The sequence below is a fragment of the Arsenophonus symbiont of Ornithomya chloropus genome (genome assembly GCF_964026495.1).
In the GTDB taxonomy this organism is placed as follows: Bacteria; Pseudomonadota; Gammaproteobacteria; order Enterobacterales; family Enterobacteriaceae; genus Arsenophonus.
On sequence record NZ_OZ032148.1, the window covers coordinates 739,623 to 765,604 of the forward strand.

Sequence of the window (25,982 nt, forward strand, 5' to 3'; positions counted from 1 at the left end):
GTATTTTATTTATTAATAATGTTTTAAAAATCTTTTTAAGAATATTCATCTCTAAAAAATGAAATACTAATTTCATGAAAAATATAAAAATTTAATAATCAAAATTATTTATAATTTATTATTGTAATTGATACAAAACTCTGCTTTTTAAAGCATAATTCATAATATATAAAAATATTAAATATATTAAATATAAAATATATTTAACAATAAAAAAACAAGTATAATTCAATTAAAATTAATTAAATAGATATTTTAATATATTTTATTTTAAAACAAACATTACTTTAATCATAAAAATATATATATTTATAAAAATATCAGTATTACTATTTTTTTATTTTTTTAATTTAAATATATAAAATCTTTATATCTTTTAATATAACAACAAAAAAATACATGTAATATTTTATTAACATTTAATTAGAACATATTATACATCAATATCTATAAAAATTTCAAAAAAAAAAAAAAAAAAATTAAAAAACAAAAATATTTCATAAAAAATATTTTTTATCATATAATTATTTATTATTATTGAATCATTTATAAACTACATATTACAATTAATAAGCTGATCATAATAATTTGATAAATATAAAAATTATTTAAATAAAAAATAAAATAAAAATTTTATTAAATATTATAGTCATTAATGAAAAATTTATCGCATCAAATATTTAATGAAAATAAAAAATTTTTATTAAACAAAAATATTATAAAAAATAATTTTCAATTATATATTATATTAACTTTTTAAAAAACTAGTAATATAATTTAAGATAAATAACATAAAAATTTTTCATATATTTATTATATAAAAGTATGATACTTCAAAAAACATTTTAATAAATTAAGAACTAATATTTTTGCATATATTTTATATTATCATTAAAATAATATATAAAATATTTAATTTAGGAAAATATTTATGAAAAATAATTTTAATCAAGATTATTTTTTTTTATATGGTAGTCTTGTAGCAATGATAACACCAATGGATACAAAAGGAAAAATAGACAAACTTAGTTTAAAAAAATTAATTCATTACCACATTAATAATAAAACAAAAGCAATTGTATCAATCGGTACAACAGGAGAATCTGCAACACTCAATCATACTGAAAAATTAGATGTAGTCTTAAGAACACTGGAATATGCTGATGGTAAAATTCCTATTATCGTTAATACCGGAGATAATTCTACTAAAAAAGTTATTAAATTAAATAAATCTTTTGAAAAAACTGGTGTTATTGCATGTTTAAGTGTAACACCTTATTACAATAAACCTTCACAAGAAGGGATTTATCAACATTTTTATGCTATTGCTAATCAAACATACCTACCTCAAATTTTATATAATGTTCCTACACGTACAGGATGTGATTTATTACCGGAAACAATTGCTAAATTATCAAAATTAAAAAATATTATTGCTATTAAAGAAGCTAGTGGAGATTTAAATCGTGTCACTCGTATTCTTAGATTAATCAACAAAAAAAAATTTATTTTATTAAGTGGAGATGATCTAACTGCATTAGATTTTATAAAATTAGGTGGAAAAGGAGTAATTTCTGTTACAGCAAATATAGCACCTGATTTAATGGCTAAAATATGTGAATTAGCATTAGCTGGTAAGTACAATGAAGCAGAAAAATTGAACCATCGCTTAAACAAATTACAATATCAGTTGTTTAGAGAAACTAATCCTATTCCAATAAAATGGGCATGTCATTATTTAGGTCTTATTAATTCTCATACATTGCGATTACCAATGACACCATTAACATTATCTAGTCAAAAAAATCTTAAAAAAGCATTAAATATAGCAAATCTAAAAAAACAATAGTAAATATATTATATGGTATTTTTATATACAAAACATCTTTAATATATTAAAAAATTTTTAGTATCTATCTTTTTGTTTTTTTAATAATTTAGAATAATCATCACACTTAAAAAATATTATCCTTATCAAAAAATGAATATCATATTTAGATACATGATATATAAATCAAATTACTGATTTTATAAATCTCTAAACTTATTGAAATATTTTTTTTAAATATCGCACATCAATTTATAAAAAACACATTAAAAAATAAAAATAAATATTTACATATTTTTTTTTATAAAAGAATCACCTTTTATCTTTAATAGACTTTTTATAATAATTTTTCATTATCATTATTTTATAAATAATTTTAAATTAATAGTATTATGTATATTTTAATATAATAATACAAAAAATATTAATAAAAAAATAATAATAATTTAAAATTCAAATAAAAAACTATAAAATTCTAAAAAAATATATCTATTATCTAATTTTTAAATTTATATTGTTAATTTAAAAATAGCACATATATATTTTTATAAATAAAAGACATAATAAAAAAATCATGAAAACTCAAAATCATTTATATTTTATAATATAAAAAATCATCTTAACATAAAAATGGCAAGCAATTACGATCTAAATATTAGATATCTATTAATATTTCTAGTGATATTATTATGTTATATTTTTTAATTCTTAAAATATTTTTTATATAAGCATTATGTAGAAAATATTTCTATTTACATGATACAAAAAATATAAAAATTTAAAAAAAAATATTGCTGATAATGTAATATATAATGTGATAATAAAATTACTATTTAATAATTTTAATTTAAAATATGCTTCTTTTTACATAAAAACTCTAAATAATAGATTTCATATGTTAGTTGAATACTAAAAACTTTTATTTTTAAGATAAATATATTATTAACATTTATGATATTTTTATATCATACTTTTTAAAGTAAAAAAGTTTTTTAATTTTAGAAAAATAATATTTTAAATGATATTTAAAATATCATAGTATAATAAAAATATTAATATGCTTTCTTGCAAGTAATAATATCAATTCTTTATTATTACACAAAAATAAAAAATTTAAAGTTCTCTTAAAAAAAACAGAATAACTTTAAGTTATTAAATATATATATATTAATATATATTGATAATTTTTAATATTAATCTTTAATTAAGACTTATAAATTTTATTATATTAAATTTATTGTTTTACTTTATTAAATCAATTGTTTAAGTAACTTAAAACTTTATTTTTATTTTTTACTAACTAATTACTCTTTATGAAATCTTGTATCTGTTACAATTCTAATAACACAAAAAATAGAGTGATACTTGAAATGACCGAGAACAGATTTTTAACATCAATAATTGAATTAAAATCATTAACAAAAAAATTTTATGGAAAAAATATTATTTCACAATTAAATCTTAAAATTAATGATGGTGAATTCCTCACAATATTAGGACCATCAGGTTGTGGAAAAACAACTATTTTACGATTAATTGCTGGATTAGAACATGCTGATTACGGACGTATTTTTCTTGCAGGAACAGATATTACAAATATTCCTGCTGAACATCGTCATATAAATACTGTTTTTCAAAGTTATGCCTTATTTCCACACATGTCTGTATTTGATAACGTTGCATTTGGTTTACGTATGCAAAAAAAAAGTTACAAAGAAATAAAAAAAAGAGTTGAAGAAATGTTAAAACTAGTGCAGTTAGAAGATTTTTCTCAACGAAAACCTCATCAATTATCAGGTGGGCAACAACAAAGAGTAGCCATTGCAAGAGCAATTATTAATCAACCTAAAGTGCTTTTATTAGATGAATCCTTATCAGCATTAGATTATCATTTACGTAAAAAAATGCAAAATGAATTAAAAGCTCTACAAAGAAAATTAGGAATTACTTTTATTTATGTAACACATGATCAAGAAGAAGCATTAGCAATGTCAGATCGAATTTTAGTCATGAGAGACGGTCAAATTGAACAAGATGCATCTCCTCGTGAGATATATGAAGATCCTAAAAATTTATTTGTTGCAAGTTTTATTGGAAAAATTAATATTTTTGATGCAATTGCTTTATACCGAATTAATGAAAAACGCATTAGAGCCAATGTTGAAGGTTATGAATGTGATCTCTATACTCACTTATCGATATCTCAAGGACAACCATTGAAAGTTTTATTACGTCCAGAAGATTTACGCGTTAAAGAAATAGATAACGAACAACATCAAATTGGACTTATTGGATATGTACGTGAACGAAACTACAAAGGTATGATGCTTGATATTGAAGTAGAAATGAACAATGGAAAACAAATCATGGTTAGTGAATTTTTTAATGAAAACGACCCCGATGTCGACCACTCATTAGCACAAAAAATTGCAGTAACATGGGTAGAAAGCTGGGAGATTGTTCTATACGATGAAAAATAAACGTAAATTTTTTCAAAATATTATTATCGTAGGAGTTGTTTCATGGCTTTTATTGTTTAGCTTTGTACCAAATGTTATGATTATTATTACAAGTTTTTTAACCCGTGATGATATAAATTTAATTAAAATAATTTTTACATTTAATAATTATATACAACTTTTCGACTCTTTGTATGCAAAATTAATGTTGCATTCGATAAACATGGCAATTATTGCAACTATATTTTGTTTAGCTATCGGCTATCCATTTGCATTTATTCTAACACGATTACCAAAAAAAATACAATCATTAATGCTATTTTTATTAATTCTACCTTTTTGGACTAATTCTCTTATTCGAATTTATGGGTTAAAAATTTTTTTAAGTCCTCGTGGTTATTTAAATGACTTTTTATTATGGATAGGTTTAATAGACACACCAATTCGTATCATGTATACAGAAAAAGCTGTTATCATAGGATTGATATATATATTATTACCATTTATGATCATGCCGCTTTATTCGAGTATTGAAAAATTAGATAAATCTTGTCTTGAAGCAGCTAGAGATCTTGGTGCTAATAAATGTCAAACATTTTTACGTATTATAATACCATTAACTATGCCTGGAATTATAGTCGGCTCTTTATTAGTTTTATTACCAGCAATGGGTTTGTTTTATGTAGCTGATTTAATGGGTGGTGCCAAAAATTTATTAATTGGCAATGTTATTAAAAGTCAAATATTAAATTTACGTGACTGGCCTTTTGGAGCAGCAATCAGTATTGTACTAACAATACTAATGGGGCTATTACTTTATATTTATTATCGTGTAGTGAATTTACTAAATAAAAAGTTGGATTTAGCATGATTAAATTGTTTTTGCAAATAAGCTTCCTAATTATTATTTATGCCTATTTGTACATTTCAATCATAATTTTGATCATAAATTCTTTTAATATTTCACGATTTGGTAATTTATGGAAAGGCTTTACACTAGATTGGTATAATATATTATGGAATAATGATAGCTTACTAGAAGCTGCATGGCATTCATTAAGTATAGCAATGATTTCAGCAACTTGTGCTACTTTTATTGGTTCATTAACAGCAGTAGCTTTGTTCCGTTATCAATTTAAGGGAAAATCATTTATCGGAGGTATATTATTTGTTGTTATGATGTCTCCAGACATAGTTATGGCAATTTCATTATTATTACTATTTATCTCACTAGGCATCTCTCTAGGTTTTTTATCTTTACTTTTTTCTCATATTACATTTTCTTTGCCTTTTGTGGTAATTAATGTTTATGCAAGATTAAAAGATTTTGATGTAAAAATGTTAGAAGCGGCTAGAGATTTAGGAGCCAGTGAAGCTATAATTCTAAAAAATGTTATTTTACCATTAGTATTACCAGCCGTTATTTCTGCTTGGTTACTGAGTTTTACACTTTCTATGGATGATGTAATCATATCTTCTTTTGTTACTGGACCAAATTATGAAATTTTACCGTTAAAAATTTATTCAATGGTAAAAATAGGAATTTCACCAGAAATTAATGCATTAGCAACAATTTTATTATTATTTTCTTTACTGCTTGTGCTTTTTAGTAAATGGATTTTAAAAAATATTCATAAAAATATATTTATTCAATCAACTTAATAGTACTAAAAATATATTATCACAATATCTATATATAGAATTTTACAAAAAAAAGATATTTTCTCGCATGAGATACAGATGCTATCTTTAAAAGATAAGTAAATGTTAAATCTCTTTAAAAATAAAACATAATAACCAATATTTATATTATTTACCTAATCTTAAGTGCTACATATAATGCTTATTTAAAAATAGCAAAAAACACAATCAAAACAATTACATTTTAATTAATAATTTTACAAAGAAATAATATATGAAACAATATTTATTATGGATTCAAATATGGATTATAGCCATGACTGTCACTTCAGTAATAGCTGTTAATAACAAAACACTATATTTTTATAATTGGTCAGAATATGTTCCTTCTGGTTTATTAAATCAGTTTACTAAAGAAACTGGAATAAAAGTAATTTATTCTACTTATGAATCTAATGAAAGTATGTACATAAAATTAAAAACTTATACTGATAATGCATATGATTTAATAGTACCTTCAACTTATTTTGTAGCTAAAATGAGCAAAGAAGGTATGCTGCAAAAAATTGATAAAAAAAAATTAAGTCAATTTAAAAATCTTGATCCAAATTTATTGCATAAATCATTTGATCCTAATAATGATTATTCAATTCCTTATATCTGGGGAGCAACAGGAATTGGCATAAACAGTGATATCATTGATCCAAAAAAAGTTTCATCTTGGTCTGATTTATGGAAACCAGAATACAAAAATAAAGTATTATTAACTGATGATGCACGAGAAGTATTTCAAATGGCATTGTTAAAATTAGGTTATTCAGGTAATACAACAGATCCAAAATTAATAAAAGCAGCATATGAAGAATTAAAAAAATTAATGCCAAATGTTATGGCATTTAATTCAGATAATCCTGCTAATCCTTTTCTTCAAGGTGAAATCGATTTAGGAATGCTATGGAATGGTTCTGCTTATGTAGCACGCCAATCAGGTGCTCCAATACAATTTATTTGGAGCAAAGAAGGCGGAATTTTTTGGATGGATAGTTTAGCTATTCCATCTAATGCGAAAAATGTCGAAGGCGCAATTAAATTAATTGATTTTTTATTAAGACCTGATATTGCTGCTAAAGTTGCTCAAAAAATTGGATATCCTACCCCAAATTTACTAGCAAAGCAACAATTGCCAATAGAAGTTATAAAAAACAACACTTTATATCCTGATGAAGAAATATTAAAAAATGGAGAATGGCAAGATGATGTAGGTAATTCTAATATATTATATGAAAGTTATTTTCAAAAATTAAAATCTGGTCTTTAAAAGTAATTTTTACAAAAAAATAGCATACAAAATGAGATTTTTTATATGTTATTTTATAATCTTTTATTATTTACTTATAATTTTTAAAAACAAAGAAAATATAATTACGATATATCATATATCAAAATTTATCTCAAAAAAATTATTGAATTATCATAATATCTTTTAGTAAAAAAGTATATTAAACTAAATTATAAATAATATATTTTTCAAAAATCTATACTATTATTAAATTGAAAATTAATTTTTAATAAAAAATATTTTAAGTATTCTTTTTGAATATTCTTAATATAACTAAACTGATAAAGACCAAAAAATAATTTTAGAAAAATTAGTTTTAGATAATATTTAATTTAATAATGCAAAAAATAAAATATAAAAAATATATTATTTGAATAAAAAATATTTTTTTTAGATATTAAAAAATAAATGTTTTACGATTAAATATAATTTTTTTTTTATAATTTAAGAAATGTATATTAAATTTTTAAATTATTAAAAGCATATAAATTTTAAATATTTTTAATATAAAAAGATATTCACTTATGCATATTTTAAAATCTTCAAATATTTTAAAATCTTCAAAAAAAATAATGCTTTTCTTAAAAGATACTCAAAATATTACTTAATATATCACTTAAAAAGTATTTAAATTATATAATAGTAATTTCATATGTTTTTTCAATATATTTTTTTTATAAAATAAATAATAACATCTATTATAAAAAATATTAATAACTAATAATAAATTAATACAAAAAATATCTTTTATAATACAAAATTTAGCATAAATAAATTCTATTACTAGAAACAAAAATCCAAAATTTTAAAAATCCTAGTAAATCACAAAAATTTCATTACTAAAAATATTATTAATATACCCTAATTGATTTAATATATTTTTATTATTATATTTAATAGTGTATTTTACTTAAAAATGATAATTTTATCTTAAATACTAATGTTTGGTTTTTATTCATAATTCACAATATTCTTATAATACATCAATAATTGCTTTACACAAAGGAACCATATTTTCCAACATCAACCCCGCTACATTAATACGTCCTGAATTAACTATATAAATCGCATATTTTTCACGTAATTTTATAACTTGCGATTCATTAAGACCACTAAATGAAAACATGCCGTTTTGTTTGTTAATAAAACTAAAATCTTTTTTAGCACCTTTTTCAAATAGTGTATTTGCTAATAATTGTCTCATACGTTGAATTCTTTGACGCATAATTGTTAACTCTTCAATCCACTCTTTCTTTAAAATTTCATCTGATAAAATAGATGTTACAATAGCAGCTCCATGAAAAGGAGGATTGGAATAATTAGCTCTAACAATTGACTGTATTTGACTAAAAACGTTATCTGCTTCATTACTATCACTGGCAATAATAGTACAAGCACCAATGCGTTCATTATACAAACTAAAATTTTTAGAATAAGAAGTAGCAACAATAATTTCAGGATTTTTGTTGCTAAAAATACGTAAACCTTCTACATCTTTTTCCAAACTTTCAGCAAAACCCTGATATGCAAAATCAAAAATCGGCAAAACTTTTTTTTCTGAAGCAAGTTTTGATAAAATTTCCCATTGATCTGTACTAGGATCAATACCGGTAGGATTATGACAACAACCATGTAGTAACAAAACATCACTTGGTTGCAAATTATCTAAGGTATTCATCATTCCAGAAAAATCAAGCTTATTTCTATTGCTATCATAATAATTATAATAACATATTTTTAAACCAACATTTTTAAATATATTATAATGATTTGGCCAAGTGGGTTTACTTAACCAAATTCTTTTACACGATGTTTTTTTAACAAGAAATTCAGCAGCAAGATGCAATGCACCTGTTCCACCTAATGCTTGTATAGTACGAGCTCTATTTTCAATAAAAATAGGATGATTACTTGTAAATAATAACTTTTGAGTAAGAATCGCAAATTCTTTACTGCCACTCATAGGTAAATAATCTTTAGTAACTTCTTTTTCTAGTAAATATTTTTCTGCTTTTTTTACAGAACGAAGTATAGGAGTTTTTCCAGTTTGATCTTTGTAAACACCAATACTTAAATTAATTTTTTGTTTACGTGAATCAGCATTAAAGCTCTCTACTAATCCTAAAATAGGATCTTTTGGAGCACCTATAATATTTTCTAACATATAACAATTCCAATTATACAACTATATAAATTAAATTATTAAAAATATTAGAGCATCTTTTCAATAAAATTAATACAAATTAAATTTTAACTATTTATAATATATTAAATATAAAAAATATGAATTGTATTAAAATTAAACCAATACTCATATTATTTTTATTAATAATAAAGCAGCGCTTTTGCGCTGCTTATTATGTACCATCTTTATGTTTTTCGCTATATTGCACACACTTAAACTAAAATTTATAGACTAAACCTAAACCAACAACATTATCTTTATTAATACCATATTTTTTTGTGAAATCATTACTATGCATTAAGTTAATTTTATAATCAACAACTGCTGTTAAATGTTTGTTGAAATAATAAAAAGCACCTAAAGAAAGATATTTTGTTAAATCTTCTTTTTCAGCAGCATTAGGATCAATAAAATCTTTTCCTTTAGATTGTACATAAGCAATTGATGGTTTTAAAGCAATATCATCAAAAAAATATTGAGCAACAACTTCAATATTTTCAGTTGTATTAGCTTTTTGTGTTGCATTAAGAGTATCTCTTCCAGTAAATTTAGTCATATTATGGGTTTCACCATAAAGTGCAGCTAAATAAAGATTATTCGCATCATATTTTAAACCAATATTCCAACCTTCAACATCATGATTGATAGAACGGTCAGTTTTTGTAGAAAATTTTTCTACATTATTATTTTTTGATGGTAAATTTTTCTTATCATTTAATACATTATCATTAGCTACAGTAGCTACAGTATCATTAGCTACAGTATCATTAGCTACAGTATCATTAGCTACAGTATCATTAGCTACAGTATCATTAGCTACAGTACTGGCTTGGGGTTCATTAAATAATTCATTAGCATAAACTCCTTGATTAGACTTAGTGTAACCACCACCTAATACAACTCCCCATCCAATATCATAATTAGCAGATATACCGAAACCATCACCATTATTTTTTAAGGGATCCTCGACACCTGATTTATTGTTTTCGGTATTTTTCCCATGATACTGTAAAGCAAACTTCAATCCATCAACTAAACCAAAAAAATCATTACTACGGTAAGTTAATAAATTTCTATTACGACTGGTCATATAACTATCAACCTGATACATAGCATTTCCACCATATAATGGCAGTACTTCGGTCCATGCTTTTGTATCATGTAGTACACCATAGTTACGACCATAATCTAATGAACCAAAATCAGAAAACTTTAAACCAGCATAAGCTATGAGATTTCTATTTTTATTATCATCTTCGCTTTTATTTGTTTTTGCATCCCATTCAAAACGACCAAAACCAGATAATTTATCAGAGATTTGAGTTTCACCTTTTATACCCATATGAACACGTGAATCATCACCTTCTTCACTACTACTATTTTTTGAAAATAAGTGATGGACGTCTACTTTACCATATATATCTAGTGTATCTCCATCTTTATTATAGATTTCAGCTGCGTGTACTGTTCCAGTTAATAACACTGGAATTACTATTGCAAGAATATTGCGCTTCATCATTATTACCCTCACTGGTGTGATTTAGACATGTATTAGCATAAACACATTCTTATTTAATTTAAAAAAATTTAAAAAATATTATTAAATTTAAAATATCTATAAGAAACTAATTTCATAATATAATATTTTATTATAGTTTTCCATTAAAAAGAAATATCTATTTTGGAAATAATATAAAAATATAATTTTTAAAATAAAAAAACAATTTATTTTGAAATTTAAGTAATAAATTTTTATCTTTTCATTATAAATAATCAAAATAAAAAAATATTATTTGTACTTCATAAAAAATTTATAAATATTGAACTTCACTAACAATCTTGATATATCAAAAAAATTAAAAATTTGCATTATTAGGTACCCGTGGAAACGCGATAGTATCACGAATATTATTTATACCAGTAACATAAGCAATTAAACGTTCTAACCCGAGCCCAAATCCAGAATGAGGTACAGTTCCATAACGACGTAAATCTCGATACCAATAATAATCTTCTTGCTTTAATCCAATTTCTTTCATGCGCAAATCAAGTTTATCAAGACGCTCTTCACGTTGAGAACCCCCAATAATTTCCCCGACACCAGGAACCAATACATCCATAGCAGCAACTGTCTTATTGTCATCATTAAGACGCATATAAAATGCTTTAATATCTTTGGGATAATGTTTTACTATTACCGGCATTCTGAAATACTCTTCTGCTAAATATCGTTCATGTTCAGAAGAAAAATCCATACCCCAAACTACTGGATTGGTAAAGTTTTTATTACATTTTTGAAGAACTTTAATTGCATCCGTATAATCAATTTTTTTAAAGTCAGAAATAACGTTATTTTCTAATCTAGTTATTACTTTTTTGTCTATCTTTTCAACAAAAAACATCAAATCATCATTCCTTTCTATTAAGACTTTTCTAAAAAGATACTTCAACATTTTTTCAGCAAGTACTAAAATATCATTTAAATCAGCGAAAGCAACTTCAGGTTCTATCATCCAAAATTCTGCTAAATGCTTACTAGTATTAGAGTTTTCTGCTCGAAAAATTGGACCAAATGTATAAATTTTACTTAATGCACAAGCATAAGCTTCAGCATTTAATTGCCCAGATACAGTTAAAAATGCTTCGCTACCAAAAAAATCTTTAGAAAAATCAACTTCATTTTTATTAGTCTTTGGAATATTCTGAAAATCTAAGGTAGAAACACGAAACATTTCACCAATACCTTCGGTATTTGACGTAGTAATGATCGGTGTTGATATCCAAAGATATCCTTCATTATAAAAAAAATCATGAATCGCATGCGTTAATGTATTACGAATACGTGTAATTGCACCAATAAGATTACTACGTGGTCGCAAATGTGCAACTTCACGTAAATGCTCAACACTATGACGTTTTGCTGCCAATGGATATTTATTAGGATTTTCTACTAAACCTATTACAATAACTTGTTTTGCCAACAATTCATAATGTTGTTTTTTACCTCTAGATTGCTTAACAACACCTATTATTTTAACAGAACAACCAGTTGTTAAATTTAAAACTTCATTTTTATAATTAGATAATTGATTAGTGATAATAACTTGTAATGAATTAAAACAAGAACCATCATAAACAGCAAGAAATGAAAATCCTCCTTTTGAATCTCTTCTTGTACGAACCCAACCACAAACAGTTACTGTATCACCTATTGCAGGATGACCTTGTACTACTTCTAGTATAGTTCTTATTTTCATAAAATTCTCTTATAATATTAAAGTTCAGTAAAATGATATAATTTTATTTTAATATTTTGTATTACTTATTTTTATAAAACTTATTCATTTATAAAATTTTAATTAAAATCATTTATAAAAATACAAAAAATTAATATTTATTAAATATCATAAGATTCTTTTTTAACCTAATCAATCATTTTATGATTTATATTTAAAAACAAATCTCTATCTAAAATAATTTAGATATAGTATTTGTCAAAATAATACGATCACTTGGAGTTTTTAATTAATTATTTTATGATTTTTGAATTAAATTTTCTTTTTTAATATCTATTAATACAAAAACTCTAAAAATAATCAAAAAATTATTTTTGTAATAACACAAAAAATTTACTTTTAATAACTCTTCATTTATCTATAGCTGATCAAATCATAAATAGATTTTTATAGAAAATTATTTTTTTTAGTAAAATTAATTTTAGCAAAAAAAACTGTACTGAATAAATCATAGTAAATCATACAGAAATTTTATAATTAATAATCATTACAAAATAATTTATTGTTCTTTTGATATTTCTGAAAATATTGTTTCTGTAGTAATTTTAAAACAAAAAACTATTAAACATAAAATCAAAGTGATTTTCAATATTACAAAAAATATATTTTGATATACTAAATTCTTACATAAATTTAAAAATACAAAAATTACCAAAAAACTATAACAACCTTTAATACTTCAAATATAAAATGAAATATACAAGAAATTAAAATTTTAAATTTATATCTTCCATACATGATATGCATGAAATGCAAAAAAAATATATTTAATACATCATAATCAAATACATCATAATGATTAGTCAGGATTATTTGGTTTACATAAAACATTATTACAAAATAATAAATAAACAAAACAAATCAAAATAATACAAAATCATTATTTGTATACACATTAATTAAAACTGGTAACAAGAAATAGTAACTAAATTTCTATAGAATTTATTTAACAAATAAACAAAAAATTATAATCACAATAAACTAAAAAAACAAAAATTTACTTAGTTTCTACATTAATAATAAAAAAAATATTAAATCATTCTTTGCTTGATATTTTTTTAGTAAAAATATAAAATTAAATTTAAATGAAGTATGAAAAAATGGAAAACACTCATGATACCATTAAAAACTGGTGATAAAGCTCCTTTATTTAATCTTCCTAACCAATATGCACAAATGATTAATTCATCTGATTTTATTGGGAAACGTATTTTACTGTATTTTTATCCAAAAGCTATGACTCCAGGTTGCACACTTCAAGCTAGTAGATTACGTGATAACATGATTTTCTTTAAGCAAAAAAATATTGAAGTATTAGGAATTAGCACAGATACACCGGAAAAATTATTACATTTTACAGAAAGCCAATTTCTCAATTTTACATTACTATCAGATAAAAATCATGAAGTAGCAGAAAAATTTGGAATATGGGGAAAAAAACAAATCATGGGAAAAATTTTTCAAGGTGTTCATAGAATTACTTTTCTTATAAATACGCAAGGTTTTATCGAACATGTATTTAAAAACTTTAAAACAAATGAGCATCATAAAATTTTATTAAAATACCTGAGCACTTATAAATAATATAACTTATTAGTTATTATATTAATTTAATAATTATAAATCAAAAATATGACATATTTTATCTAGTAAATGTGAAATATTTTTGAAGTTATTCATACATATATGTGAAAAATTACATTAAATAAAAAATGTATTTAATATTCAATATATTTAATATCCAATACATAATAAAATATATAAACAATAACAAATAATCAATCTTGATTGTGATTAATTTCATATTTTAAAAATATTTAATTAATTCATTAAAAATCAAAATTATATCACTTACAATCTTTTCTATCAATAAGACAAAAGATCAATATATATTAAAATCCAAAGCATTTGTTTTAAATCATTTATATTTTACTGATATTTTACTGATATAATAAAAAAACTAAAAAATATAACAAACTTATGAAAAAAATTAGAATACTCACCTATAACATTATCATAAAAATAAACTGTTTTTGCTAAAACAATTTTTATAATAAGAATTATTACAAAAATTATTTTGTAAAAAAAGAGTTTTTTAAATTCTAATAAAAAATTATATTTTTGATACTTAAATTTATAAAATATAATACTTTTCTTTTTTAGAACTAACAAAGTTTAAAACTAACAAAAATTAATTATTTTACTTTTATTAATCTAGCAATAAAAATTTATGATATTTTAAAAAATCAAGAAAAAAATCAAATCTGATAACCAATCACTTCTATTTTTTTTACATAAAAATATCAGAATTTTTTAAGTTTTAGGTTTTACAAAAAACATGATAACAAATGTACATATACGCAATTATTTAATAATAATTTAGGTGCTTGAGAAATCACTTCTTCATCTACATAAAAATAAGTAAATTCTTTTTTAGTACTCACATAAACTATAAAAACATGTTATTTAATACTTTTTGATTAACACTTTTACTTGCCTAAAAAAATAAGTAATTATAACATATTGTTTTGTTTTTTAAAACAATCACTAAAATTTTTATAGATCAATTAAATATCCTGAGTTAAATAAAAAATGGCACAATCACCAATAGAACTAAAAGGTAGTAGTTTCACACTTAGTGTACTTTATATTTATGAAGGAGACCCTATAAATATTAAAAAAGCCATTCAAGAAAAAATTAATCAAGCACCAGAGTTTTTTAAAAATGCTCCTGTTGTCTTTAATATCACTAGTTTACTAAAAGCTAGTACAATTTTAGCATATTATAAAATTATTAGTGAAACAGGTTTAAAAATAGTTGGCATTACTGGATGTACTAATATCAAATTACGTCAAGCTATTTCTAATGCTGGCTTACCTTTACTTACTGAAGGTCAAAAGAAAAAAAATAACAACAAAAAAAAAACTAATATCGTTAATTATCAACATGGAAAAACTCGTATTATTACAAAACATGTTCGTTCAGGACAATGTATTTATGTAACTAATTGTGATTTAATTGTTAATGCAAATGTTAGTGCTGGAGCTGAATTAATCGCTGATGGAAATGTACATATTTATGGTATTATGCGCGGAAGAGTACTTGCTGGTGCATCTGGAGATCATGACTCTCAAATTTATTGCACACACTTAAAAGCAGAACTAATTTCTATCGCTGGTCAATTTTGGATAAATGAGCAAATTCCCAAAAATTTTATTGGAAAACCAGCTCGACTTTGTTTAGTAAATAATGAATTAAAAATCGATAATATCATTTAGTTAGTTTGTAATTACAGGAATAACTTCATGGCACGCATTATTGTTATAACCTCAGGTAAAGGTGGGGTAGGAAAAACTACTTCTAGTGCTTCTATTGCTACTGGCCTGGCTAAAAGAGGAGAAAAAACTGTTGTAATCGACTTTGATATTGGTTTACGTAACCTCGATTTAGTTATGGGATGCGAACGTCGTGTAGTATATGACTTTATCAATGTAATTCAAGGTGAAGCTACAATAAATCAAGCATTAATTAAAGACAAAAAAACCAAAAATTTATATATACTTCCTGCTTCACAAACACGTGATAAAGATGCACTAACAATAGATGGAGTTGAAAAAGTACTAAACGGATTAAAAAATTTAGATTTTAAATTTATTATTTGTGATTCACCAGCAGGTATAGAAAGTGGTGCATTAATGGCACTTTATTTTGCCGATGAAGCTATTATTACCACTAATCCAGAAGTCTCTTCTGTACGTGATTCTGATCGTATTCTCGGTATTATAGCTGCAAAATCACGTCGCGCAGAAAGAGGAATAGAACCAATTAAAGAACACTTATTACTTACCAGATATAATCCTATTCGAGTTATTCATGGTGAAATGTTAAGCACTAAAGATGTACTTGATATTCTATGTATTCCATTAATTGGTGTCATTCCAGAAGATCAAGCTGTTTTACGTGCATCTAACCAAGGAGAACCAATTATTCTTGATGTAAAATCTGATGCAGGTAAAGCATATAATGATTGTGTTGATAGAATTTTAGGTAAAAATTGTCCTATTCGTTTTATTGAAGAGGAAAAAAAAAGCTTTCTTAAGCGTTGGTTTGGAGGATAAAACATGGCTTTATTAGATTTTTTTCTTTCGAAAAAAAAATCAACAGCCAATATTGCCAAAGAGCGATTACAAATTATTATTGCTGAAAGGAAACGTAATGATTGCAGACCTGCTTATTTAGATGAAATGAAACGTGACATATTACAAGTAATTTGTAAATATGTAAAAATTAATCCAGAAATGCTTTCTATACAATTTGAACAAAAAAATGATGATATTTCTGTTTTAGAATTTAATGTAACTTTACCAGAGATAAATGTAAAACAAACAAAAAACTGCATGGAACAATCAAATGTCTGATTATTAGTATTTTACTTATAAAATATAATTTATAAAATAGAAATAAATATTTTTATATAAAAATTATATGCTTAATATTTTTTGTTACAAAATAAAAATACAAAAAAAATTAAATAATTACATTATACAGATGACTTGTTGCTGAATAAAAATTTTAGAAAAAATCATTCAATAATATTAATGGTCAAATATTTTTTTTCCAATGAAATTTACTACGTAAATAAATAGGTTTTGCTTTTTCTGGATGAATTTTTTTGCCTCTTTTCCAATTTTTAAATGCTAAAGGTAACATATATCGAGCATCAGGTAAATAAATACTACTCTCTACTAAATTCACCTTAGCCATTTTTAGTATAGGATAAGTAAACCAACTATTTCCAGAAATAGTCCACTTACCATGCAATCCATCAATTTTAGATAAAAATTGATTAGGTTTAAGTATTGCTTCAGTCTCTTCACCTTCCCAAATTCCATTAACGTTAAGTTGATAACAAGCAGCATAAATTTCTCCCATACCAGCATTTATAGCTACCAGTATTTTTTTTCTTCCCAATTGATTATAAGCTCCTTGAGCAATGGTTAACAGAGAAGAAATACCTATCATCGGTAAATTACAAGCAAATGCTAATCCCTGCGCAATACCAACTCCAATTCTAACACCAGTAAAACTACCTGGTCCCTGTCCAAAAGCTAAAAAATCCAATTTTTTTAAATTAAAATCAGCCTCCAAAAGACACTGATTTAACATAAATAATATTTTTTTTGTATGTTCTTCTGGTGAAATTACAAATTTAGCAAAAATTTTTTTATTATAAATAAGTGCAACAGAACAAGCTTCAGTAGCAGAATCTATTGCTAAAATATTAATAGTCATATTTTATAAATCCTTTTTATAAAATTTTAATCTTTTAATGATAATTCACTGGATAAATAAAAACCGTTATCTAATATTTATTAATTCAATAATTAAATCAGATTTTTTTATCTATTATTCTGTTATTATAAATAGTTTAACATTAAAAAATAAATTTTAAATTTTAAGCACATTTATTAAAAATCATAGAAAAATACTCATAAAAAATATAAAATTATCTTAATAATGATTGCAACATACTGAAAAATTAATTACTTTTATTTGCTTTTGAATTAATTAAATCAGTAATGGAACCTTCAAATATTTTCGCTGCATTACCAATTGATTCATATAATGTTGGATGAGCATGAATAGTTAATGCTATATCTTCTGCATCAGATCCCATTTCAATTGCTAAACTAATCTCTCCGAGCAATTCACCAGCATTAGCACCAACAACAGAACCACCAATAATACGATGCGTTTTTTTATCAAAAATAAGCTTTGTTATACCTTGTGCACAATTAGAAGCAATAGCACGACCAGATGCAATCCATGGAAAAATTGATACTTCATAGTCAATTAATTTTTTTTTGGCTTCTTTTTCTGTCAATCCTGTCCAGGCAACCTCGGGATCAGTATAAGCAATTGAAGGTATAACTTTTGGATCAAAATAATGTTTTAATCCAGATATCACTTCTGCAGCAATATGTCCTTCATAAATACCTTTATGTGCTAACATTGGTTGTCCAACAATATCACCAATTGCATAAATATGAGATACATTAGTGCACATCTGTTTATTTGTCTGAATAAAACCTGAATCATTAACTTTAACTCCAGCTTTATCAGCACCAATCCATTTACCATTGGGTGACCGACCAATTGCTACTAAAATTACATCATAATGACGTACATGTTTTACTCCATTTCTATCTTCCATTGTAACATATATGGCATCTTTTTTAGCTTCCACTTTTGTTACTTTAGTATTTAACATCAAATTAAATTTATTACTTATTTGTTTACTAAAAAAATTAACAATATCTTTATCTGCTGTTGGAATCACTTGATCAGACATTTCTACAACATCAATGATTGATCCTAATGCATGATACAATGTTCCCATTTCTAATCCGATAATACCACCACCCAATATCAACATATGTTTAGGTATTTCTTTTAATTTTAATGCATCACTAGAATCCCATATACGCGGATCTTCATTAGGAATAAATGGAAGTTTTATTATAGATGAACCTGCTGCGATAATCGCATTATCAAAACTTATTTCCGTTATTTTTTCTTTATTGTTAACTACCAATTTATGGCTACTAGAAAACCTACCTATTCCATGTAAAACTTTAATTGTACGTCTTTTTGCCATTCCTTTTAAACCACTAGTTAATTCTCCTATAACTTTTTCTTTCCATTCTGTTAATTTTTTGATATCTATGCTCAGATTAGAACATGTAATTCCATTGCTAGATAAAAAATTCACTTCTTGAATAATTTTTGCAACATGTAATAATGCTTTAGAGGGAATACATCCAACATTAAGACAAACACCTCCTAAAGTTGAATAACGTTCTACTAAAATTGTTTTTAAACCCAAATCTGCACAACGAAAAGCCGCTGAATATCCTGCAGGGCCCGCACCTAAAACTACTGTTTGTGTCTTAACTTCAATACTCATTATAACACCTCTTACTTGTCTTTTGCGCAGAATCTAAATTAACATTAATATTAATTATTAAAATATAATATTATTTTTAATAATTATGTTCATTTATTAAATAATTATCTAAAAAAAATCGTTTTTAAAAAACATAAAAATATTTACTAACATAAATAAGATTTTATCAGTATAACAAATTACATGATTAAAAGACGAATATCACTTATTAATTGTGAAATACGGTTTATAAAACGCACTCCATCTGCACCATCCAAAACACGATGATCAAAAGAAAGTGACATAGGTAATATTAAACGAGCAATAAAAGCACTACCATTCCAAATTGGTTTCATATATGCACGTGACAAACCAATAATAGCAACTTCAGGGGCATTAACAATTGGTGTAAAACTCTTTGTGCCAATGGCACCTAAACTAGAAATTGTAAAACTACCACCTTGCATATCATCATGATTCAAATGATTTTTACGTGCTTTATCAGATATTTCTATCAATTCTTTTGAAAGTTCTATAATACCTTTCTTATTAACATCACGAATAACAGGAACAACCAAACCGTTTAATGTATCAACAGCAATACCTATATGAATATATTTTTTTAAAATTAATCTTTTACCATCTTCAGAGATAGAACTATTAAATCGAGGCATTTCTTTTAATGTACATGCAACTGCTTTCATAACAAAAACTAATGGAGTGATTTTAATTGATAAATTTTCTATTTCTTTATTTTTTTTTCTACGAAATCCATCCATATCAGTAATATCAGCATCTTCCATGATGGTTACATGAGGAATCATTACCCAATTACGACTTAAATTAGCATTAGATATCTTTTGAATGCGAGTAAATTCTACTTCTTCTACTACACCAAATTTACTAAAATCTATTTTTGGCCAAGGTTTTATATTAAATGTTTTTTGCTCACTAAATTTTTTAACATCTAAACCCTCCATTGTTTCTTTTATATAATTCTGAATATCTTCATATAAAATACGACCTTTACGACCGGTTCCTTTTATATTAGTAAGTTGAACACCAAATTTACGTGCTAAACGACGAATAAATGGTGATGCATATACGTAATTTTTATTATTAATCAGTGTGTTTTCATTTGGAAAAGTAAAATCTATTTTTTGACTTGATGATATTGAATCTAAAACAAAAGATCGAGATTTCAAGTTTTTAGAATCATTATTATTTTTGTGTTTTACATCAAAAAAGGTTCCTTTTATTTTAAAAACCATAATCAATGAACCAGTTGTAACTGTATCACCTTCAGTAATTTTAATCTCGTAAACTTCTCCAGAAAAAGGAGCAGATATTTCCATTAATGTATTGTGGTTTTTTACAATGATAATTGATTGTTGCATAGATATGACATCACCAATATTAACCATTACATATTTAACTGTAAAAGTTTTATTGCCAATATCTGGCATAAAAACATTTTTTAATTCACTGTTTGACAAATTTTTTTTGTTATCATCAAAAAAATCAAAATCTATTTTTTTTTCAGAACTAATATTTTTAATAGCTTCAGCTTTATCAAAAATCATTATCAATTTACCAGTCGAAATCTTATCACCTACAGAAACTTTAATTTCTTTGACTATTCCAGTTTCTGGTGATGGAATTTCAATTAATGCTTTTTCATCTTCTACAGTAATTAAAGATTGATCAATGTTAATCAGTTCTCCAACCTTGACCAAAATTTCGGTAACTTCAACTTCATTTTTACCAATATCAGGAACTTTAATTTCAATAAACATTGATTTTTCCTCTTATGCTAAACGTGGATTAATTTTTTCTGCATGAATATCATATTTTTTTATAGCTGCCTTTACACATTTTAAATCAATTTCACCACGTTTGGCTAATTCATATAATGCTGCTATCACTACATATGAAGTATTAACTTCAAAATATTTACGAAGATTTTCACGACTATCAGAACGACCAAACCCATCTGTACCTAAAACATGATAATCATTTGTAGGAATATGAGAAGAAATTTGCTCTGCAAATAACTTAACATAATCTGTAGACGCTATTACGGGAGCATCATTCATAATTTGACTAATATAAGGTATACGAGGTACATCAGTCGGATTCAACATATTCCAACGCTTACAATCTTGCCCATCACGAGCTAATTCAGTAAATGATGTGACACTATAAACATCAGAACCAACACCATAATCCATCAGTAAAATCTTTGCTGCTTCACGTATATGCCGCATCATAGCACCAGAACCTAATAATTGAACTTTACTTTTTTTACCTTTTAATGATTCAATTTTGTAAATACCTTTACGAATACCATCTTCTACACCAACAGGCATTGATGGCATATGATATTGTTCATTTAATGTAGTAATATAGTAGTAAATATTTTCTTGTTTTTCACCATACATACGTACTAAACCATCATGAATAATAACAGCAACTTCATAAGCATATGCTGGATCATAAGAAATACAATTAGGAATTGTTAGCGAATACAGATGACTATGTCCATCCTCATGCTGAAGCCCCTCACCATTTAATGTAGTACGTCCAGATGTTCCACCTATTAAAAATCCACGTGCTTGTTGGTCCCCTGCAGCCCATAATAAATCACCAATACGTTGAAAACCAAACATGGAATAATAAATATAAAATGGGATCATAGGTAAATTATTAGTGCTATATGATGTAGCTGCAGCTAACCAAGAAGCACCAGCACCTAATTCATTAATACCTTCTTGAAGAATTTGACCTTTTTTATCTTCTTTATAATAAGCAACTTGTTCGTGATCTTGAGGAATATATTGTTGCCCGTTAGAATTATAAATACCAATTTTACGAAACAATCCTTCCATTCCAAAAGTACGGGCTTCATCAGCAATAATTGGAACTATCCGTTCTTTGAGCGAATTATTGTTTAATATAATATTTAAAACACGTACAAATGCAATTGTAGTTGATATTTTTTTATTCTGTTCTTTTAATAATGGAGTAAAATCTTCTAATTTAGTAATATTCAACTTTTCATCAAAAATAGGATTACGTTTAGGTAAATATCCTCCTAATCTTTTACGACACTCATGTAAATACTTATATTCATCTGAATTCTTTTTAAAAGTAACAAAAGGCAATGATGACAATTTATCATCAGATACTTGTATATTAAAACGATTACGAAAATAACGCACTCCTTCCAAATCAATGTTTTTTACTTGATGAGCAATATTTTTACCTTCTGCAGAATGACCTAAACCATAACCTTTAATCGTTTGAGCTAAAATTACTGTTGGTTTATCTTTAGTTTTTTGTGCTTCTTTAAAAGCAGCATAGAGTTTTTTAGAATCATGCCCTCCCCTATTTAAAGACCAAATCTCATCATCACTCATATCTTTTACTAAAGCACTAGTTTCTGGATAACGATTAAAAAAATTTTCTCGAATATAAGCACCATCTTTAGATTTGAAAGTTTGATAATCACCATCTAGTGTTTCATTCATTAATTTAATTAATTTACCGGAAGTATCTTTACGAAGTAATGCATCCCATCTCCCTCCCCAGAGAACTTTAATAACTTTCCATTGAGCACCGTGAAAAATACTTTCTAATTCATTAATAATTTTACCATTACCATTTACAGGTCCATCAAGTCTCTGTAAATTACAATTAATTACAAAAATAAGATTATCTAACTTTTCACGAGTAGCAATTGTAATAGCACCTTTCGATTCTGGTTCATCCATTTCACCATCACCAAGAAAAACATAAACATTTTGTTTTTGTGTATCTTTTAAACCTCTATGATATAAATATTTTAAAAATTTTGCTTGATAAATAGCACTGATTGGTCCTAATCCCATAGAAACAGTTGGAAATTGCCAAAATTCAGGCATTAATTTAGGATGAGGATATGAAGAAAGACCTTTTCCATCAATTTCTTGTCGAAAATTATTTAATTGTTCTTCAGTAAGACGACCTTCTAGAAATGCACGAGCATATATACCTGGAGCAATATGTCCTTGAAAATAAACTAAATCTCCATGATGTTGGTTATTTTTTGCATGAAAAAAATGATTAAAACATACTTCATATAATGTAGCAGAAGACTGAAAAGAAGCTATATGACCTCCCAAATCTAATTGTTTTTTAGAAGCTCTTAAAACCATCATTGCGGCATTCCACCGAATAACAGCACAAATTCGACGCTCTAAATCTATATTACCTGGATAAAGCGGTTCATCTTCTACAGAAATAGTATTAATATAATCAGTATTTATTCTTTGATCTTCTATCTTGACTCCACTACTCCGCGCTTGTTGTAGTATTCTATTAATCAAATATTGCGCACGATCAATACCTTCTTCATGGATAACTGATTGAATTGCCTGTAACCAATCACAAGTTTCAATCGGATCCACATCATTTGTATAAAAATCTGACATGGCTATTCCTTAATTTGCATCTATTTTTATTTCACTTTTTTCAAGTTATTTTTTTAATTATATTAAACTAATCTATAAAAAATAATAAAAATGAAAGATAATTGATATTCTTAAAAAGAATTGTAAATCAAGTATCATGCACATAAAATTTTTTTACATATAATTAATATTTTTTAATATAAAAATATAAAAAATATCAAAAATTATATTATAAAATTTAAATTATAACATTTTTTAAATTTTTGCATCTGGGAGGTTAAAATAATAGACTAAAAATTTAAAATTTGATATTTATTTTCCATATGTAATTTTGATATACCATTCCTATCATATGTATCTCAACTATATTCCATCTATTTTTAAATATGTAAACATTTTAAATATATAAATATATTTTTTATTAACAAAATTTTAAAAAAAAGATTTTTAAAAAACATAATTTTTATTACAAAATCAGCTCTCATGATGATTAAATTAATTAAGAAAATAAAATTTACAGAATCAAGATTATAGAAAGACACAATTATTTTTATGTATAATATATTTTTATTTATAATAAAACCTGATTTTTATTTAGATTATTAAGATAATCGATACATTTTTAAAAATTATAATACAAAAATATTTATTTGTAATAATTTTCCTTGTAATTACATAAAAATACTATAAGCAAAATAATGAATTTTAAATTTGTATCTTATTATAATTATACACATCTATATAAGATAAAAATTATAAGATTACAATTGTTCTTAATAATTTTCATTTTATAGAATCATATAACCCTTTTTAAATAAAAGATTATATAATATCCAGCATATTGAAATAATAAAAATTAACATTTAATCAGTACTAAAATAATTTCTTTTAAAATATAAAATTTAAAAAACCATTAATTATTATATACAAAATATTATTTATAATAATATAATTAAAATTTTGAATTTAAATTCTTTGTAAAAAAATTAATGATCAATTACAATAATAACTTATCAATTACAAGTTAATAAAAATATTTTTTTATTATTTTTATCTTACCTAATATAACAATAAATAATGTTATATAAAAAATCAGTATCATTTGAAATATAATTCAAATTAATAAAATTATAATGATATAATATTAATAGAAATATTTATTCTCTTAAAAAGAAAAAATCAATAACATCAAAAAATTACATTAAATATAATTGATAAACAAAAAATAAAAAAATAAAACTAAAATTATTTTATATACATAAATTTATAAGTTCTATGGATAACATCATATTAATATAATATCAATAAAATAAATATTTTTATAAAATTTGAGATTCTTAATAAGAAATACACAACAATATTTCAATTATAAAATAAAAAAAATTAAAAATATATACCAAAATAAAAAACCATATAAAAAAGAAAAACTAGTAATACTATTATTTAAACACTAAAAAATACTATTATTTTATTTAAAAAATAAATATTTATAATTTATAGCAAAACATTTTTTAAACTATTCTTCTTTCGTAAGAAAGATATTAATAATCACTTATCTAGCAAAGCATTTTTCAATTATTTTTTTTATTTTTTCTGGTATATTATTACCAATATATTTTTCAATATAAAATTTAAGTAAAATTTATTACAAATAAAAAATATTTATTTAGAATAAAATATTACTTAAATATAAAAAATTATTTTTAAAAAAAACATAAACAAATGATTAAATCATATAAAAATACTATTTTTTCAGTAAAAGAAAAATAAAATTTTTCTTGCATTCTTTTTTTGATATCTCATAATAAACATTATAAAATTAATAAAAACTAATTT

At 24.1% G+C, this 25,982-nt stretch carries 16 protein-coding genes; 9 read left to right on the top strand and 7 right to left on the bottom strand.

The features are described from left to right. Positions 1-931 precede the first annotated feature (931 nt). From dapA to potD, 5 genes are all read left to right on the top strand, one after another. A complete protein-coding gene (gene dapA / locus ABNS14_RS02805; protein ID WP_348666191.1) occupies positions 932-1,849 on the top strand; it encodes a 4-hydroxy-tetrahydrodipicolinate synthase in 918 nt (305 codons plus the stop codon). A gap of 1,349 nt (positions 1,850-3,198) precedes the next feature. Beyond that, positions 3,199-4,308 carry a spermidine/putrescine ABC transporter ATP-binding protein PotA gene (gene potA / locus ABNS14_RS02810; RefSeq protein WP_348666192.1) on the top strand — a complete coding sequence of 370 codons (1,110 nt, stop codon included), beginning with the start codon at positions 3,199-3,201 and terminating at the stop codon, positions 4,306-4,308. Further along, a complete protein-coding gene (potB, locus tag ABNS14_RS02815; protein ID WP_348666193.1) occupies positions 4,298-5,158 on the top strand; it encodes a spermidine/putrescine ABC transporter permease PotB in 861 nt (286 codons plus the stop codon). Before potA ends, potB begins: the two co-directional genes overlap by 11 nt. Then, on the top strand, positions 5,155-5,949 hold the full coding sequence (gene potC, locus ABNS14_RS02820) for a spermidine/putrescine ABC transporter permease PotC (protein ID WP_348666194.1): 795 nt from the start codon (positions 5,155-5,157) through the stop codon (positions 5,947-5,949). The genes potB and potC overlap by 4 nt, the downstream gene beginning before the upstream one ends. 295 nt (positions 5,950-6,244) lie before the next feature. Further along, on the top strand, positions 6,245-7,246 hold the full coding sequence (gene potD, locus ABNS14_RS02825; RefSeq protein WP_431603654.1) for a spermidine/putrescine ABC transporter substrate-binding protein PotD: 1,002 nt from the start codon (positions 6,245-6,247) through the stop codon (positions 7,244-7,246). Positions 7,247-8,240: 994 nt separating this feature from the next. On the opposite strand, the gene ABNS14_RS02830 is transcribed toward potD, so the two are convergent. From ABNS14_RS02830 to asnS, 3 genes are all read right to left on the bottom strand, one after another. Beyond that, entirely contained in the window at positions 8,241-9,431 is a 1,191-nt protein-coding gene (locus tag ABNS14_RS02830) for an amino acid aminotransferase (RefSeq protein ID WP_348666196.1), read from the bottom strand. Between the two features lie 238 nt (positions 9,432-9,669). After that, positions 9,670-10,968, bottom strand: coding sequence for a porin (locus ABNS14_RS02835; RefSeq protein WP_348666671.1), 1,299 nt, complete (start codon positions 10,966-10,968; stop codon positions 9,670-9,672). 340 nt (positions 10,969-11,308) lie between these two features. Beyond that, complete coding sequence (asnS, locus tag ABNS14_RS02840; RefSeq protein WP_348666197.1) at positions 11,309-12,709, bottom strand: asparagine--tRNA ligase; 1,401 nt, start codon at positions 12,707-12,709, stop codon at positions 11,309-11,311. Positions 12,710-13,861: 1,152 nt separating this feature from the next. Here asnS and bcp point away from each other — a divergent pair. From bcp to minE, 4 genes are all read left to right on the top strand, one after another. Then, the gene (gene bcp / locus ABNS14_RS02845; RefSeq protein ID WP_348666198.1) at positions 13,862-14,332 is read left to right on the top strand and encodes a thioredoxin-dependent thiol peroxidase; all 471 of its coding nucleotides are present in this window, start codon (positions 13,862-13,864) and stop codon (positions 14,330-14,332) included. Between the two features lie 1,008 nt (positions 14,333-15,340). Beyond that, positions 15,341-16,027 (top strand): septum site-determining protein MinC, encoded by a 687-nt coding sequence (minC, locus tag ABNS14_RS02850; RefSeq protein WP_348666199.1) that lies wholly within the window; start codon positions 15,341-15,343, stop codon positions 16,025-16,027. A gap of 27 nt (positions 16,028-16,054) precedes the next feature. After that, positions 16,055-16,867: a septum site-determining protein MinD gene (gene minD / locus ABNS14_RS02855; protein WP_348666200.1), complete on the top strand. Its 813-nt coding sequence runs from the start codon at positions 16,055-16,057 to the stop codon at positions 16,865-16,867. A gap of 3 nt (positions 16,868-16,870) precedes the next feature. After that, a complete protein-coding gene (gene minE, locus ABNS14_RS02860; RefSeq protein ID WP_348666201.1) occupies positions 16,871-17,167 on the top strand; it encodes a cell division topological specificity factor MinE in 297 nt (98 codons plus the stop codon). A 184-nt stretch (positions 17,168-17,351) separates the two neighbouring features. Here the strand turns inward: minE and tsaB are convergent, their stop codons facing one another. The 4 genes from tsaB to aceE form a co-directional block, all read right to left on the bottom strand. After that, complete coding sequence (tsaB, locus tag ABNS14_RS02865; RefSeq protein WP_348666202.1) at positions 17,352-18,041, bottom strand: tRNA (adenosine(37)-N6)-threonylcarbamoyltransferase complex dimerization subunit type 1 TsaB; 690 nt, start codon at positions 18,039-18,041, stop codon at positions 17,352-17,354. Positions 18,042-18,288: 247 nt separating this feature from the next. Next, positions 18,289-19,716, bottom strand: coding sequence for a dihydrolipoyl dehydrogenase (gene lpdA, locus ABNS14_RS02870; RefSeq protein WP_348666203.1), 1,428 nt, complete (start codon positions 19,714-19,716; stop codon positions 18,289-18,291). 179 nt (positions 19,717-19,895) lie between these two features. Continuing rightward, on the bottom strand, positions 19,896-21,491 hold the full coding sequence (locus ABNS14_RS02875; protein ID WP_348666204.1) for a 2-oxo acid dehydrogenase subunit E2: 1,596 nt from the start codon (positions 21,489-21,491) through the stop codon (positions 19,896-19,898). Between the two features lie 12 nt (positions 21,492-21,503). Continuing rightward, positions 21,504-24,167: a pyruvate dehydrogenase (acetyl-transferring), homodimeric type gene (gene aceE / locus ABNS14_RS02880; RefSeq protein ID WP_348666205.1), complete on the bottom strand. Its 2,664-nt coding sequence runs from the start codon at positions 24,165-24,167 to the stop codon at positions 21,504-21,506. Positions 24,168-25,982: the final 1,815 nt, after the last annotated feature.